General features: G+C 43.9%; 15 protein-coding genes and 1 pseudogene. 4 read left to right on the top strand and 12 right to left on the bottom strand.

Annotated elements, in window-relative coordinates; all coding sequences use genetic code 11:
* The first annotated feature begins 1 nt into the window (after position 1).
* On the top strand, positions 2 to 103 hold the full coding sequence (locus tag GC098_RS41920; RefSeq protein ID WP_446686364.1) for a cytochrome bd oxidase small subunit CydS family protein: 102 nt from the start codon (positions 2 to 4) through the stop codon (positions 101 to 103).
* 44 nt (positions 104 to 147) lie between these two features.
* On the opposite strand, the gene GC098_RS02150 is transcribed toward GC098_RS41920, so the two are convergent.
* The 7 genes from GC098_RS02150 to GC098_RS02180 all read right to left on the bottom strand — a co-directional run bounded on the left by GC098_RS02150 (position 148) and on the right by GC098_RS02180 (position 6,648).
* Positions 148 to 957, bottom strand: a complete 810-nt coding sequence (locus GC098_RS02150) for a transporter substrate-binding domain-containing protein (protein ID WP_171640532.1) — start codon at positions 955 to 957, stop codon at positions 148 to 150.
* 146 nt (positions 958 to 1,103) lie between these two features.
* Entirely contained in the window at positions 1,104 to 1,283 is a 180-nt protein-coding gene (locus tag GC098_RS02155; RefSeq protein WP_171640534.1) for a twin-arginine translocase TatA/TatE family subunit, read from the bottom strand.
* Between the two features lie 32 nt (positions 1,284 to 1,315).
* Entirely contained in the window at positions 1,316 to 2,524 is a 1,209-nt protein-coding gene (locus GC098_RS02160; protein WP_171640536.1) for a ZIP family metal transporter, read from the bottom strand.
* Positions 2,525 to 2,545: 21 nt separating this feature from the next.
* The gene (locus GC098_RS02165) at positions 2,546 to 3,580 is read right to left on the bottom strand and encodes a multicopper oxidase domain-containing protein (RefSeq protein WP_171640538.1); all 1,035 of its coding nucleotides are present in this window, start codon (positions 3,578 to 3,580) and stop codon (positions 2,546 to 2,548) included.
* 264 nt (positions 3,581 to 3,844) lie between these two features.
* Entirely contained in the window at positions 3,845 to 4,678 is an 834-nt protein-coding gene (locus GC098_RS02170; RefSeq protein ID WP_171640540.1) for an AraC family transcriptional regulator, read from the bottom strand.
* A 77-nt stretch (positions 4,679 to 4,755) separates the two neighbouring features.
* Positions 4,756 to 5,487 carry a phytanoyl-CoA dioxygenase family protein gene (locus GC098_RS02175; RefSeq protein ID WP_171640542.1) on the bottom strand — a complete coding sequence of 244 codons (732 nt, stop codon included), beginning with the start codon at positions 5,485 to 5,487 and terminating at the stop codon, positions 4,756 to 4,758.
* A gap of 213 nt (positions 5,488 to 5,700) precedes the next feature.
* Complete coding sequence (locus tag GC098_RS02180; RefSeq protein WP_216625121.1) at positions 5,701 to 6,648, bottom strand: NHL repeat-containing protein; 948 nt, start codon at positions 6,646 to 6,648, stop codon at positions 5,701 to 5,703.
* A 242-nt stretch (positions 6,649 to 6,890) separates the two neighbouring features.
* Between GC098_RS02180 and GC098_RS02185 the strand changes: the two genes are divergently transcribed.
* Complete coding sequence (locus GC098_RS02185) at positions 6,891 to 7,835, top strand: alpha/beta hydrolase (protein ID WP_171640546.1); 945 nt, start codon at positions 6,891 to 6,893, stop codon at positions 7,833 to 7,835.
* Between the two features lie 533 nt (positions 7,836 to 8,368).
* On the opposite strand, the gene GC098_RS02190 is transcribed toward GC098_RS02185, so the two are convergent.
* The 3 genes from GC098_RS02190 to GC098_RS02200 all read right to left on the bottom strand — a co-directional run bounded on the left by GC098_RS02190 (position 8,369) and on the right by GC098_RS02200 (position 13,005).
* Positions 8,369 to 9,838 (bottom strand): methyl-accepting chemotaxis protein, encoded by a 1,470-nt coding sequence (locus GC098_RS02190; protein WP_171640548.1) that lies wholly within the window; start codon positions 9,836 to 9,838, stop codon positions 8,369 to 8,371.
* Between the two features lie 202 nt (positions 9,839 to 10,040).
* Positions 10,041 to 11,864 (bottom strand): heparinase II/III family protein, encoded by a 1,824-nt coding sequence (locus tag GC098_RS02195; RefSeq protein WP_171640550.1) that lies wholly within the window; start codon positions 11,862 to 11,864, stop codon positions 10,041 to 10,043.
* A 67-nt stretch (positions 11,865 to 11,931) separates the two neighbouring features.
* Complete coding sequence (locus GC098_RS02200; RefSeq protein ID WP_171640552.1) at positions 11,932 to 13,005, bottom strand: LLM class flavin-dependent oxidoreductase; 1,074 nt, start codon at positions 13,003 to 13,005, stop codon at positions 11,932 to 11,934.
* 276 nt (positions 13,006 to 13,281) lie between these two features.
* Between GC098_RS02200 and GC098_RS02205 the strand changes: the two genes are divergently transcribed.
* A complete protein-coding gene (locus tag GC098_RS02205; protein ID WP_171640554.1) occupies positions 13,282 to 13,827 on the top strand; it encodes a hypothetical protein in 546 nt (181 codons plus the stop codon).
* 52 nt (positions 13,828 to 13,879) lie between these two features.
* On the opposite strand, the gene GC098_RS02210 is transcribed toward GC098_RS02205, so the two are convergent.
* The gene (locus GC098_RS02210) at positions 13,880 to 14,167 is read right to left on the bottom strand and encodes a glycoside hydrolase family 66 protein (protein WP_171640556.1); all 288 of its coding nucleotides are present in this window, start codon (positions 14,165 to 14,167) and stop codon (positions 13,880 to 13,882) included.
* A gap of 12 nt (positions 14,168 to 14,179) precedes the next feature.
* On the opposite strand from GC098_RS02210, the gene GC098_RS02215 reads away from it, so the two are divergent.
* Positions 14,180 to 14,464, top strand: coding sequence for a helix-turn-helix transcriptional regulator (locus GC098_RS02215; protein ID WP_216625123.1), 285 nt, complete (start codon positions 14,180 to 14,182; stop codon positions 14,462 to 14,464).
* On the opposite strand, the pseudogene GC098_RS02220 reads toward GC098_RS02215, so the two are convergent.
* Positions 14,449 to 15,439, bottom strand: a pseudogene (locus GC098_RS02220) (aldo/keto reductase). The gene GC098_RS02215 and the pseudogene GC098_RS02220 overlap by 16 nt on opposite strands.
* Positions 15,440 to 15,579 lie beyond the last annotated feature (140 nt).

The following is a 15,579-nucleotide window of genomic DNA, read 5'->3' on the forward strand; positions in this document are numbered from 1 at the left end:
TATGGAAAACTTATTAATCCAATATGCTCCACCGATATTTGTTCTATTTTCACTTGTTTTTATGATTCTGTGGGTACCAAGAGCAGCCGACGTGACAGAATAATCAGTAAGGCAAAGAAGTCGACTATCAGCTAGTCGACTTTTTACTTATGATTCATGTTCGATATCATGTTCCATATCGTCTTTGAGCTTTTTCGGCATTTTTTCTGGTTTACTTCCGAACCACTTCGTATAGAGAGCTTCATAAGTTCCATCTTTGGAGACTGCTAGTATAGCCTTATTGATCCTTCCCATGTACATGTTTCGCTTTTTAGCAACGATAGCGTAGCTATCTTTGTTGAATACTTCTCCTACTTTTTTAGCTTTTCCATCTGCTGAGTTTTGCACATAATCTTGAATACTGTGCTCTTCAAAAATAACGGCATCGACGGATTTATTTTTCAAATCATCGTAAGCATCGGAGATATTCGCATAGCTCCTTATTTTGATCCCTTGAATTTCACTCGCAAAATGATAAGCAGTCGATCCGTTTCTTGTAGCCACTATTTTCTGGGCCAAATCATCTGTACCTTTGATCGCCTCGTTATCTGATGCGGTGAGTATCGCTTCTCCCGATTGAAAATAAGGATCTGAGTAGTCTAATTTGTTCTTGCGTGCATTCGTGATGGTCATTCCGGCAATTGCCAGATCCACATCGCCAGATTTTACACTTTTGTTCAACTCACCGTATTCCATGGGTACCCATTCATATTTTAATTTCGCCTTTTTAGCAATGGCTTGCCATAATTCCACTTCGAAGCCTTTCTTCTCTTCCCCTTCTGTGTACGTGAAGGGACGGGAGTTTTTCTCCATACCAACTTTGAGCGATTTATCTTTCGCGCATCCTGTGGAAGCCAGTGCTACCAAAAGAACGACCAACAGAGAGATCCCCTGCTTGCTTCGAACTCTTAAATTCATTGTTTTTATGCCCTCCTTATCAGGTAAACAACGGTATTATTTGTAAATTGTTAAACGGTTATGCAGACTCGATTGCATATATTGTACAAGTTGTCATTCAGGGACATTAAAAAGACCAATCCGCAAAATATGGATTGGTCTTCTATTCATTCTACTTTCTGCTTCTCTTTGGTATCTTCTTCTAACAATCCCTTCGTGCCTTGTCTAAACTCCTTAATCGTTGTACCGAATGCGCGGCCTAACTGCGGAAGCTTCGAAGGTCCAAATAAAAGTAACGCAACTGCAAAGATGATGACAAAGCCTGATACGCCAATGCCTGATAGCATGATGTGCACCTACCCCATATATGGTTTCTGAATTAAAATTTAACCATGAGAGCTGTCACATACATAATAAGAATTCCTGCTGTTAACCCTCCAAAATTCATCCAAGAAACAGGAGAAAGACCTCTTTTCTCGGATTCTTTAAGAATCATTTTGGAAATGACATAAATAACTTGTAGAATGGCACCAGCGCCAATACCGAAGAATAGCGCGGCTAATGTATCATTAAAAATAAATCCGCCTGCCCAAGTTCCAATAATGGCAGGTCCACCGGCGATCAATGCTAAGGTGACAAACGTCTTCCAGTTCGGACGATCTTTAAGCAGTGGGGCCGCTATTCCGACACCCTCCGTGATATTGTGAAGGGTAAAACCGATGATTAAGAAAGTTCCCAAAGCAGCTTCTCCAACCGCAAAAGCGGATCCAATGGCAAGCCCTTCGCCAAAATTATGAAGACCAATACCTGTGGCAATTTTGTTAGATACCCTTCTTCCATCTAAAGAGCTGCTGTTTAGCTTGCGATCATTAGACTGATCCACCGCTATTAAGAAGAGACAACTGAGCAGGGCACCAAACCAAACGAGTCCGGTACCTTGAAATACACCTGGAGCTTCTGAAGCCATTTCAAATCCTTCTTGAAAGGTATCGATCACCAGAAAGAACAAAAGCCCTATCGTCAATGCGAGAATAGCATGCATCCCTCTAACTGAAAATCTACGTAAAAATGGATACCACATGAGTCCTAACCCAACAGGAACAACCCCTACGTAAAATCCTATTAATGCATATTGCCAAAATAGTTTACCATTTGGTTCAGGTGTTGCTGCTGCAGCTGCAACTTCACCAGTGAATATCAACCCATTCGAGGTGATAAGTTTAACTTCATGCGGATCACCTTGTACCCAGGGGTAAGGGATTTTGACTGTTCCACGTTCAAATCTTTGTAAGGTATCACTTGGTGAGAATTCCGCATTCCAAAAGGCTCCATCTACAACGACTTGGGCGATCGTAATTTCCTCCGGTCCTGAATTAAGTACCTTAAGTTGGATTCCTTCATCATTGAGCGTTATTTTCTCCACATTCAGAACTTCAATAGGAGCAGCCGGCTCATTTTCGATTCCTGTTCCCACTTTTGCAATGGTAGTAATAATCGCAATTAACAAAATTAGGGGGAGAATTCCCCATAGTATAGCTTTAAATTTGTTAGTTGAAACCTTGTTTTCACTTTGAATATTATTACTCATCGTACGCTCACTCCTCCTTTCTTATTCAGCTATGAAGAAGCCCATCCAACCGAGCTCAGCAAATTCACTTTGATGCGCATGAAACATGTATCGCCCAGGTGCTGGGAATACAATTTCTAATATGCCTCGCTCTCCCTGGCATTGCATAATGGTATCTGTAAAATTAGGACGTGCTTCAGGATCCGCGCCCGTTGCATAATAGTTAAAAAAGTTCGCATGAAGGTGAAAAGAATTAATGGGATCAAATTCAGTAAGATTGCTGAGATAAATACGTACGAGTTCCCCAACCTTCACCTTAATTGGTTCCTGTTGATAGGCAAAGGCGTACCCATTCACCGTGTAGACTTCATTTTCGCCATCTAGGTCAAGATCATAGCCATTCATAAGCATATTGAGTTCTTTTGCAGCAGCTCTTGGCTTTTTCGGATCAATGATGAAGTTACCATAAAGTCCTTTATGAATATGTCTGGCGAGAGGAGCAACATGACAATGGTAAACATGCATACCAGCAGGCTTTGCTTCAAACTCATATGTGAATGAACCACCTGCATTAACTGCTTCCAGTCCATCCATGTTGGTAGGATGCATACCATGAAAATGAATCGAATGAGGATGGCTCGTTGCATTGGTAAACTTCACGCGAAGGACGTCCCCTTCTGTACAACGAATAGTGGGTCCTGGTATCGTGCCGTTGAATGTCCATCCGGGAAACCTGATCCCTTTCGCGATCTCAACATTATTTTCATATGATGAAATTTCGTATTCACGTAACGTTCTTCCATCAGGAAGCTTACTTACCTTTCCATAATCAAATGCTGTGAGTGCTTTCTGTGCTGCTTTAAAACCTTCAGTCACTTCTGTACTCGGCACATAACCATGCTTCATACCTTCATGCAACTGCTCTTTCATAGCATTATGAACGCTATGCTTATCCGCAGCTAATGTTGTTTTACCAAATGGATTCAGTAACGCACTGCCAATGACAGCAAAAGCCCCAGCGGTTCCCATTTTCAAAAGATTACGTCTTGATACCTTATCAACCGATTTACGGAACATCGTCATGGCCTCCTATTTAATATTGCTTGTTTACAATTATTTTGTGTTAGGGAAACATTTTAGTCAAAAAAAATTTTATTTCCAATGGGACAAAGAGTTTACCAAGGGAAAAACCTTGACTTCACTATAAGCCTATATCCAGAGTTTGTAAACATATTTTTTCCTAAAAAATTGCCATCATTTCTATCCATCTCATAAGAATGCTTAAGCGCATAAAAAGCCCCTATTTTGTATGGTTACAAAACAGGGACTTTGCTCACAATCTTACTTCTGAAAGGTTCTCGGCGAGCTTCCGAACTTCTGTTTGAAGGCTCGTTCGAAGTGAGTTAACGTATTAAATCCGGAGGCATAGCAAATTTCTGTGACAGGTATATCCGATGCCATTAATAACGATTTAGCAAAGTTCAAACGCAGTCCCTGTAAATAAATTTGGAAAGGGATTCCTGTCATTTTACGAAATGCTTGACTGAAATAATTAGGTGCCAATGCAGCCTGTTTGGCTGCTTCCTCTAATCGTAGCGGATCTCGAAAATGATGGTGAATATAGACAAGAGCTCTCTGAATCGAACGATGCTGAGCTTCTAAATCCTTTTCATCGATACGTGGGTGCTTCTGACTATGGGCTCGAAAAAGGTTAAGAAGGATCCGCTCCAGCGCACCTTTCACCATCATTCGCTGACCTGGCATCCAATTATAGGCCTCACTGCTAATCAGGCGAAATTCTGACTCTATCATGTCAAAGCTAACATCGATATCAACCATATATTCGGCAAATTGTTGAAACATCAGCTCTCTTATGTCTTCCCCAAGAAATTCTCCCGAGAAAACAAGGTTGTAAATATCCATAGGTTCATCGGGAAATGAATATATCTCATGAAAATCTGCTGGTGTTAGTAGAAAGAGACTTCCTCTCGTAAGCTGATGCTCAGTTCCATTAACGATGTTCACTCCTCTACCACGGAGAACAAAGCAAAGCTCATAAAATTCATGCCAATGCAAGGAGTGGTGTTCGTTTTTGATGTGTTGATAGTAAATTTGAAAAGAGGAGGAGGGATCAATAAATTGAGCATTCGTTAACCTAATCGGTTGTTTCTTCATATCTGCCCTCCGCCTCCATTTTTCCATTTATTATAGCACAACGAGATGCACCTTAAATCAGCTATTGCAGCTGTCTTTTATACGTTAGCGTACGTATTTCCTGCTAGATCTTGACCGCGTGCCAACCATACTTTAAAGTTTTTGTTTTTCTCTGGATACACTTGCGTTTCAGTTGAGAAATAACGCATGGTATATCCACAACGACGGTTTTCGCTTTTGTTCGGATCAGCACCGTGAATAATGCGCGAGTCATGCAGCGAGCATTGACCTCTCTGTAATTCGAAATGAACAGCTGTTGATGTATCCATGTTTTTAATTTGCGTATTAAACAGATTCTGGGACCCATCTACACTTTCATACTCAGAGAAACCGTTGTTATGTGTACCGGGAATAACTTGCATGCAGCCATTTTCCTTCGAACTATTATCGATGGCCAGCCAAACCGTAATGATTTTATCAAATGAACTAACCCGGCCATTCCAATAAGCCGAATCCTCATGCCATGGCGTTGCCCTGCCAATAAAGGGGTCTTTGCAAATAAAATGGCTTGACCATAGACCGATGTTCGGTCCGATAATAGGCTCCACGAGATCCAGAACTTCATCAGACAGGAGGAATTTGAGCAGGCGTTCTTCACGGAAATGAGGTGTGTCCAGCTCGTCGGACAGTTTACTTCCTTTTTGCTTCAGTTGATCTTCAAATATATCCGTCAATTCAGCTAACTTCTCTGGTGAAAACAGCTGTTTTTCATAAAGTAAGTACCCGTTCTTCTTATAAAATTCGACTTCTTCATTTGTTAATTTACTCAACCAAAGCCCTCCTAAATGTGTGTTCTTATCGACAAGTTAACTATAACGCACATGTAGGATAGCAGGCTTATCGTTTACTCAGAAAAAGTTAGCGTATCTTAAGGTAATGCAAGAAAAACCGGAGCTTCTAATCGATCACAAGAAAAAAAGCCACTCTTGGAAGAGTGACTTTGTATCCTAAATGATAAGTAACAAGATAATGATAACCATCAATTACCTGCGAGCGAGCTTGGTCAAGCGTCCATCCGAAATCCACTCGGCCACGTACACATCCCCACGCGAATCAACACAGATACCATGCGGAGAACTGAATTTGTTTGCGCGATAGTAAGCTTTATCTAGATTAGGCCATCCCTCTTGCGATTTAGCTTGACGATCCTCACCCAAGTGCGCAATTAATCTATCATGTTTATCGAACACCGTTACACGGCTGAATAAGTCTGGAAAATACATTTCATCCTTGTAGAAATAGAAGCTGCATGGCATATCCATATCATGGTCAAAAGCGCGTTTGAATTGCCCATCGAGTGTAAACACTTGGATCCGATGATTGCCTCGATCCGCAACATAAAGTTCCGGTTCTCCGCGTCTCAAATCAACGGAAATGCCATGTGGACAAGCGAATTGCCCAACTTCTGAGCCCTTCCCTCCCCATGAGCGAATATAGTCACCAAGTGCATTATATTGATGTACCCAGCTTTGACCATAACCATCTGAAATATAAATATCGCCATTCGGCGCCACAGCTACATCTGTAGGCACAAATTTGCGTTCAGCATCATAAATCTCAGGAAGATCAGGCGTGCCGATCGTTAACAGATGTTCGCCGGTTAATGTTGTTTTAACCATAATTCCTTTGTCCGTGTCGGTCACATAAAGGAATTCGCCACCTGCTTCTTTGTGCAGATAAAAACCGTGCGCACCTCCTTCGAATTCTTCGCCCCATGCATTCAAATATTGCCCGTTACGGTCAAATACCACAACGGAGGGCTTTCCGGTATGGAACAAATAAAAATGACCCGCTTCATCAACTTCAATTCCATGTGTGTAACCTAGTGTGACATTTCCGGGCACTTTGGCCCAATTGGGAATAACTTCATAGTTATGTGACGTATTACCTGCTTGAAGGGCACTCAGAGATAGCGCTTCCAATATATCCACATCCTTTTCTACTTATTTCCTTTCATAATAACACTTAATTATTGCTATGTACTAGTTCAAATGTTGAAAGCCAGTTACATTCAGGAGTGGATGCATCCATGTCAATCTGGGCAACCTATTGAGTGCCTTTTCAGCAGAGGAGCGATTCAAACTTAGGATCAACGTTTACATAGTGGTAGGCACTTAAAACAATAAGCGATGGTCTTAATCCATACATGAACACACCAAAGGAGGAACTATCCATGCCAAACAAAATTCATCTTGAAGCCGCAGCACTGAAATTCGCAGAAGATACTGCAAAACCGCCATTTCTCTTCGATCTAGGTCCTGTAAAAGGGCGCGAGACTGTTGACAAGGTGCAATCCGAGCCTGTCCATAAAGAAGCTGTCGACATGCAAGATCTTACAATCTCAGGTGGCCCGAGTGGTGAAGTATCCGTGAGAATTCTGCGACCAAAGAAATCACCTCCGACACTCCCTGTTATCCTGTATATTCACGGTGCTGGATGGGTTTTCGGAAATGCACATACGCATGATCGCTTAGTCCGCGAACTTGCAGTTGGTGCTCAGGCAGCCGTCGTATTCCCCAACTATAGCCTTTCGCCTGAGGCCAAGTATCCAACAGCACTCGAGGAGATCTACGCCGTCCTCCAATGGATAGCCAGCCATGCAAAGGAGTACGGCTTCGATGCAGAGCGTCTCACTATTGCAGGCGATAGTGTTGGCGGCAATATGGCCGCAGCTATTACGTTGGTCGCCAAGGAACGCAAGGGCCCGACCATCCATAAGCAGCTGCTGTTCTACCCTGTAACCGATGCATCCTTCGATATGGATTCCTATGAGCAGTTCGCTACGGGATACTTCCTACGTCGTGATGCGATGCAGTGGTTCTGGGATCAGTACACGTCCGATCCCCGCGAACGAGCGGAGGTGACGGCATCTCCGCTGCGAGCTACGCTCGAGCAGCTCAGCTGCCTCCCGCCCGCGCTGATCATCACGGGCGAGGCCGACGTGCTGCGCGATGAGGGCGAAGCCTACGCGAACAAGCTTCGCGAAGCCGGCGTGCCCGTCACGTCCGTGCGCTTCCAAGGCATCATCCACGACTTCGTGATGCTGAATGCCTTGGCCGACACGGCTGCCGCGCGCGGTGCCATGATGCTCGCCAAAGCTTGGCTGCGAGAATCATAACTATAGCCTGCGGTGCAAGCAGGCCAACGCGAAGAAACAGAGGCACAATCCACCTGTGGATGTGTCTCTGTTTCTTTTTCATAGAGGAGTATCGTTTTGCATAGATCCTCGAAACCATTTTTCCTCATATATATTGGTATAATTAATGTTCTACATCCCCCATTTGTTGGTACATGCATTGTTTTTGCTCCACCATATGTTGGTAAAAGCAATATTTACTACCACATATGTTGGTACAAGCTATGTTTTACTCCTACACATGTTGCTACAAGCAATGTTTTACTCCCTCACATGGGTTCGCAAAGCAATGTTGTATTCTGTACAACATTAAGCAAGCTAATTCACGATATCACTACGATTGTTGTAGAGAATACAACATTTTCTCCCAAAAGCAGCTCAAAAGCTTAAAATACGGTTAGATTGTTGCACAAAATACAACATCCAACAGCTTGGTGAGAAGAAATCACCGAAATTGTTGTACAGCGTACAACTTTCATCCTATTCGCTGCGAAAAACAGACGCACAGGCTTCCCTTAATGCCGGACCTGCTCCATCCATTCCGTAGCTACATCAACCGCTTGTTTAAAGCACTCTCGCCCGCGGCTAATCAGCGCTTGCTTCGCTTTATCGTATTCTCCTTCCAGCATCCATGCTGCATTTTGATCCTTGATCATACTAAAAGCATCCCAAGCAGAGCGCAACGAGGAGAAGTATTTTCGATCACTCGCCTCTTTCAACTTACTTTCTAGCTCTTTCATACATGTTTGTAAAAGTACTTCTTGTGCCACTTTTTTCTGGTACCAATCGTTTATTTTTTCTGGATCCCTAGCTTCAATCAACGAAACCATGATCGCTCTCATGCCCGTCGCACATTCCATCCATACATCCAAATCTTTCTGCAAGACATGAGAGTGCTGGATTGAAGGCAATTTAAATTGTGAAACTACCGAGCGCAAGGAAAGGCTGCTCATTGTCGCTTCTTGAATACTTTCATTCATTCCCAAGATATTCTGAAGCTGAACATCAGCAGCAGCCAAAACTTCTTCGCTCCCAGCCGCTACTTGTTGAATCATTGCTGACGTTTGATTAATCGAGTTAGCTATAGACAATGTATTGCTGGTAACACCTTCTAAGCGACTATCTACTCCCTGCATGTCCCCCAAAAGTTGACCAAGAAATGACTCCATCACTTCATACTTACTAACCGCTCCTTGCAAAGTGTGCGCTCCTGTACCAACCGTGTCCTGCATCTGGTGAATCGAACCTCGCAATCCATCTGCACTAGAAGTAACCATTTGGATTAGTTCCTGTATGTTAACCGTTTCCTGCTTTGTCTGAATGGCCATTTTCGATATCTCTTGAGCAACGACTGCAAATCCCTTTCCCTGTTCTCCTGCACGCGCCGCTTCAATATTCGCATTTAGCGCTAACAATTGAGTTTGTTTAGAGATATGTTCGATTAGAATGGTCATGTCTGCGATTTTCTCAAGTGCTTTATTCAATTCATCCATTTTTACATAGATTTGCGTACTATCCTTGGAGATTAACTGCATTTGTTCCATCGCAACACTCATTTCCACTCTACCGGAGCTCACTTCTCCCAAAAACTGAGTCGATGATTGGACGATGGCACTGTTGCTATCTTTAACTCCCTCGAGAAAGGTGTGAATAGGATGGATTTGATCTGATATGAACTGGGCATGTTCCGAGGCATCCTGCATACCTTCAGCCATTTCCCGCATCGTAGTCGTTATTTCTTCTACCTGCACAGTAATCAGAGTTGACCTCGCGCTCGTATCCTCCATCTTATGATAGAGCCCACTGGACGATTTATCTACGATTCGGATGAGAGATTTCAAACTGCGAATTGTTTTTTTCAACGTACTGATTAATGATTTCTCACCAACAACTGGAGCACAGCTCATACTGAAATCACCCGTAGCCATTTTTAATAAATCCCCATGAACCTTTTCATACGATGATGAATGAAATAGTTTGAACAAAGTGATCCCCCCTTTTTTCACATAAAAAAGCCTATCCCATTACAGAAACTGTAACGGATAGGCTTCGTTGCCGACTAGAACAATAAAGAAAACAATGTTAGATTTTCTACATGATCACATCTTTGTGATGGTTCGATTATATAAAAAATGTTGTTTCGCGTCAATATATGTAACACTACTATTACATCTACTGAAATGCTAATTAAAGCACAGGCTCTAGAGTCACTGATATAACCTGCTGTCTTGCCGTATCCACACTCGTCAGATCAATCAGATACACGGTTTCAGAATGCCCAGAATGATCCAAGTGTTCAACAGTCTGAATCGCTGCATTCAACTGCCGGGCTTCATACACAAGGCGAAGCTTCTTACCTTCACTCGCGCTTAAAATGATTCCCCCCTCCTTACCAACTTCTGGCGGATACAGGGTAATGAAACGCTCAGTAATCGACGTAGGCGGTTCCGTGAATTCATAACTGTCCGTTATCGTTAATTTGCCCTGATGCTTATCCAAATCGAACAATCGCTCCAATTTGTGCAAATGCGGTAGGTGATAAGCTCGCCGCAGATCCAATAGGAATCGATCTCTTCCTTCTTGAATACCCACTTCCACTACCTGCGAACGATACTGCTCTCCTTCACTTTGAAAGCAGCCATTAATGATGGGAACACTATGCCCCGCTGAGCTGTTGCAAAGAATCGAATAACGTTCGTCTCCAAAATATTGTCTTGTATATAAACCAGCACCAAGATCCTCGAACCACCTAACGCCGTCCACTACCCAAACAAAATGTCCGATATCATTATGATTATGAGGCTCATTATTATGTCCGCCCTTCGCTGCAAAGCTAATTAGTTTACCGCCCACCTGACACCGGCTAACCATCCATTCGGCTTCTTGAAGGAACTCTGAACGAAGCGGCAGCCCTTCCCTTTTTTCCAACAGCGCATAGTCCGTCCAAGCAAGATCACGCAGTGCCGTTGCGAAGCGGCCGCAGTGATCATTTGAATTCGAGCGATACGTCAGCGACGGGATGTGGAGTTGTTCAATCCTTTGGCATAGACGGCTAAATAAGCCAGTCTGAATACCGCTCGTACGCACGCAATCGGAGAAATTAGCCACATGATTCTCCTGTAAAAAGCAGAATTGCGGGAACTCCGCAATGCGCCGGGCTTTCTTTTCATCCAGAAGCAGATCGACCCGTCCACCTGTACGCTGCTTCAGCAGCTCCGCAAAATATACGTAATAACCGAAACCGTAGTACCAGTAACCGAGACCTTCGAGACACGCCCCCTCTTCAGTGAACCCTTCAAGGAAGCACTCCATCGCTTCAAAAACGCGATTTAACACAGGCATCAGGATTCTCGAATCCTGAATCATATAAATAGCAGCCATTCCGATGCTTCCTGCACATACAGCCGACCAGTTGTTCGTTGCTGTCTCCCACCCAAACACTCTCTTGAGCTGCATATACGGATTCAGTACTCTTCGCATAACCTCGTGGCGTGCGCGATTAACAATAAGTGGATCGAGTCGATCCTTGAACAGATGACAAATCTCACTCAATGCATGGGCCGTCTCGGAAGCGAACAAATCAACATGCCTTGCCGCCTCATCTTCCGCCACGGGATCATGAACGTTCAGGTGTGCAGGCAAGCACCAGGTATATTCATCACATATGGCCCAGATGATGTCCTCGAGTGCAGGAATGAATGCAGCATTATCTTCTATTAATGCAGCGATTGCCAAAGATGCAAGCCGACGTCGACGATCGAAGTAGTGCTTCTCGAACTCTCTTCTCGAACCATTTACTTGAAATAATCGAAATGCGCTGAAGGGCAGCGCCTCGATGGGCTGCTTGAGGAATTGGTCAGCCAACTGCCGGATTTCTATCCGGTGGGCAGACAGCAGCGGATTGTCCATACCTGAGCGAATATCCACGGATCGCGTTCTGACTTCTTCAAAAAGGGAAGCATGATCCGTCTCCGCAGCTTGCAGCGCTTCCAACAATAATCGACTATTCAAGTGAACACCTCTTTTGGGTTAGTTATCTTTAAACCCACTATAATGAATAAGGTGTTCATCGTCTAGTTCATGAATTTACTTTTTCGGGTAAAATATTAACCTTTTTCGGGCTCCAAACCGAACTAGGAAGCTCTCGACGCAGGACAGGCGCTACTTCAGTCGCAAATCGTTCAACTTGTTCACGCTGTTCGGCTTCAGTTAGCCCATCCACACTGATACTAACGACTTGATGCCCAAAGGCCTCATGGTAATTTAGAATTTTCTCAATGACCGTTTCAGGGCTCCCTATGAGCGCAGAACCATTCTTGATATTGTCCTCCAAATTCTTGAATGGAGATTGGTTATGCTGCGCTGAGGCTGTTGCATGCAGAGCATCATAATAAGGACGATAACGCTTGATCGCTTCTTCAGGCGTATTCGCCAGATACAAACTGCCGAAACCTGATCCAACAACGGCCTTATTGGGATCATGACCATAATAGTCTAGCCGTTCGCGGTAGTGGTCGATCAGCGCCTTGTATTTAGCTTGGGGATGAAAGGTATTTGATGAAAAGATCGGCTCTCCATGTTTCGCAGCCAACTCCGTGGATCGTGTACTTGATGCACTGCCGTGCCACACTGGGATTGGCTTCTGGAAAGGTCTTGGTTCGGTAGTGACATTATGAAGTGCTGGTCTATACCGCCCTTCCCAAGTAACATTTTCCTCATGCCATAAGCGCTTCAGGAGCTCATATCGCTCAGCAAGAGATTCCCATTGTTCATCCTCCGTTATTCCAAATAGCGGATAGTGGCGAGGATCATTCCCTTTTCCAATGATCATTTCCAAACGCCCGCCAGAGAGATGATCAAGTGTGGCATAGTCTTCGGCCACACGAACAGGATCTAACACACTTAGAACCGTTACCGTGGTTAATAAACGTATACGTGAAGTTCGAGCTGCAATGGCTGCTAAAACGACAGGTGGTGAAGAAGACTGGAACGGCGCGCCATGCCGCTCACCGACCCCATAAGCCTCAAAGCCAAGCTCTTCTGCCAGTAATGCCTGCTTAATCACATTCTGAAATTTCTGCTGAACCGTTAATGTTTCTCCAGTCACAGCGTTAGGAAGATTCATCATCAGACTAAATAAAGCGAATTTCATCTTACTTCCCCCTCTTTTAATCTGATAATACACATATTATTAATCGGATTTATAATATGGATAAATTTTAACATCTCACGATTTCAGCGTCTAATAGGTTCTTTCTATTCAAACTTTCAATCATTCTATACAAAGACGATCTGTTAATTGAAGAAATTTGCAATTTCTCACAATTTCGTATATATTCTTATATTGCTGACTAAAAAATATTATATATTTCGGATGATTTTACAAAATTAGTATTATCTGAATATTGAAATGAAGAGGTGCACGACAATGACAATTAAAAAAACTGCAGCAGGACTCATTTTACTAACCGTGATGTTGACAGGAGCAGCTTGTTCCTCCAATCAACCGAAATCATCGCCAAGTCCCGCAGCTACAACGACCACGACGGCTGCTCCGCAAGCAACTGCCGAAAGCCAAGATGCCGTTAATATGAAAGGCTATATAGCTGCTAGAATCGCTCAAGAGAAAGTGGAATTCCTCTTTGCGGAAGCTAAATCCGCTGATGGCGCGTTTATCCTCAACCCTAAAGCTGCAGACGGCAAAGAAAAAGCTGTGAAATTTCTTTCCAGCTACTTCGATACTGCAATGGTAGATAAACTAACTACGCATTACCTAACCGATCAAAAAGCGGATAATGCTATCGTAACAAACCAGAAATCTTTCTTCACTTCAAACCTTCTTGCAACGAAAAAAGAAGATATTACGTTTGACGCGTCGAATACGAAGGATCAAGTTAAGTTCACTACCAAAGACGGTGTAACGTATACGACGAAAAAAGTGAACGACAAGTTCGTTGTCGCAGCGGTTCAATAAGAATAACATAGCTGACCCAGGCTCATGATTAGGTGAGCACCAAAAAGTACCTTCAGGGAAGTTTCGAACCCTGACGGTACTTTTTTGGTTCCACGCTATGTCTACCCATCTCGATATCCGGGCTAGCTGTGAATACATGCTTAACCGGGCCATCGATTTGAATCCACACCATGATACCTTCTACAGGCGACGGCTGTAATTTACCTTCATTCCAATAATCCTCTGAATTATTCGTGAGATTAATGAAGCTGATGAGCTTATGTGACTCATTAATGAGGAACCGAACCCAGTCAACGAACAAGATATTGTCAGCCGCGTCAAAGCCTATATCTACGCCCATTACTCCGAGCCTCTGAGCTTAGCCCTATTAGCTGAGAAACTAGGCATTTCTTCCGGATATTTAAGCCAAATCTTCCATAAAACCGTGCAGGAATCCTATATCAAATTTCTGACACGTGTTCGAATGGAGCAAGCTGCCAAGCTGCTGAAAGCCGTTCCTCTGGAAAAAGTATACGATGTTTCTGACAAAGTCGGCTACGTCAGCGTCAAGCATTTCTCGCATGTATTTAAACAGCACTATAACATGCCGCCCGGTGAATTTCAGGAAAAATACATGAGTGCTCAACGAGGGAATTGAACGCCGCTCGTTATTGCATCAATTTCTTCCAACTCATCCAAGCTAAGCTTTTCACCGATGACAGGCAGCGCTTCCGTAATATGCTGCGGCTTGGAAACCCCCAAAATCGCAGATGTGATTCCTTGTTTACTCAGAACCCAATTCAGTGCAAGCTGAGCGAGTGTCCAGCCTCTGCGCTCTGCAACTGGCATTAACTGCTCCACGATGTGGAAATTACGTTCCTGTTCTAACAGTGTCTGGAGCCGCTTCTCCGGCTGCGCCGCGTGTTCCAGCTGGCGGCTGTCCGCCATAACTATACTTTCCTGTCAGAAGCCCGCGTCCCAATGGGCTGTATACAATAACGCCTACCCCTTCGGACACTGCAAACGGAACTAACTCCTGTTCGATACCACGAGCGATAATGCTGTATTCAGGCTGTACGCTCTCGAAGCGTTCAAGTCGGAGCTGTGCAGAGATGCCATGAGCCTTGGCAATTTGCCAAGCAGCGTAATTTGATGCTCCGATGTATCGCACTTTCCCCTGCCGAACGAGATCGTCTAACGCGCGGAGCGTTTCTTCTAGCGGTGTCTCTTCATCGAATCGATGCACTTGATATAAATCAATATAGTCAGTTTGCAACCGTTTCAGACTGTTTTCCACCGCGCGCTGAATGTGATATCTGCTTTGACCCGCATCATTAGGTCCAAGTCCGACTCGTCCATGTACTTTGGTCGCGAGCACGATTTGGTGTCTGCGCGCGCCAAGTAAATTGCCAAGAATCGTCTCTGATTCACCGGTTTCAAGCGGGTTTCCTTTATCCATGCCCGAGCCGTAAACATCAGCTGTATCGATCAGCGTAATACCTGATTCAAGCGCTGTATCCAGCACATCAGCAGACGCTTTTTGATCTATCCATCGACCGAAAGCCATCGTGCCCAGACTCACTTCCGATACTTTCAAACCCGTTCTTCCTAACCTTCTTTGTCCAATACTCATATCAACATCTCCTTTTTCCTACATCGATTACAAAGACAAAAAAGACTCCCTACTCGTTTCAAATGAATGAGGTGGAAGTCTCCTGTTGTCCGGTTGACTTGAATATATGGGGATCATATCACTTGATCTTCAAATTGGTC

Origin of the sequence: Paenibacillus phytorum (assembly GCF_013141715.1) — a bacterium.
GTDB lineage: Bacteria > Bacillota > Bacilli > Paenibacillales > NBRC-103111 > Paenibacillus_E > Paenibacillus_E phytorum.

Coding starts and splice junctions, on each gene's coding strand:
- GC098_RS02205 (WP_171640554.1), top strand. CDS start 13,282: ATGACAATTAAAAAAACTGCAGCAGGACTCATTTTACTAACCGTGATG.
- GC098_RS02160 (WP_171640536.1), bottom strand. CDS start 2,524: ATGAGTAATAATATTCAAAGTGAAAACAAGGTTTCAACTAACAAATTT.
- GC098_RS02165 (WP_171640538.1), bottom strand. CDS start 3,580: ATGTTCCGTAAATCGGTTGATAAGGTATCAAGACGTAATCTTTTGAAA.
- GC098_RS02200 (WP_171640552.1), bottom strand. CDS start 13,005: ATGAAATTCGCTTTATTTAGTCTGATGATGAATCTTCCTAACGCTGTG.
- GC098_RS02150 (WP_171640532.1), bottom strand. CDS start 957: ATGAATTTAAGAGTTCGAAGCAAGCAGGGGATCTCTCTGTTGGTCGTT.
- GC098_RS02185 (WP_171640546.1), top strand. CDS start 6,891: ATGCCAAACAAAATTCATCTTGAAGCCGCAGCACTGAAATTCGCAGAA.
- GC098_RS02155 (WP_171640534.1), bottom strand. CDS start 1,283: ATGCTATCAGGCATTGGCGTATCAGGCTTTGTCATCATCTTTGCAGTT.
- GC098_RS02170 (WP_171640540.1), bottom strand. CDS start 4,678: ATGAAGAAACAACCGATTAGGTTAACGAATGCTCAATTTATTGATCCC.
- GC098_RS02210 (WP_171640556.1), bottom strand. CDS start 14,167: ATGGGCGTAGATATAGGCTTTGACGCGGCTGACAATATCTTGTTCGTT.
- GC098_RS41920 (WP_446686364.1), top strand. CDS start 2: ATGGAAAACTTATTAATCCAATATGCTCCACCGATATTTGTTCTATTT.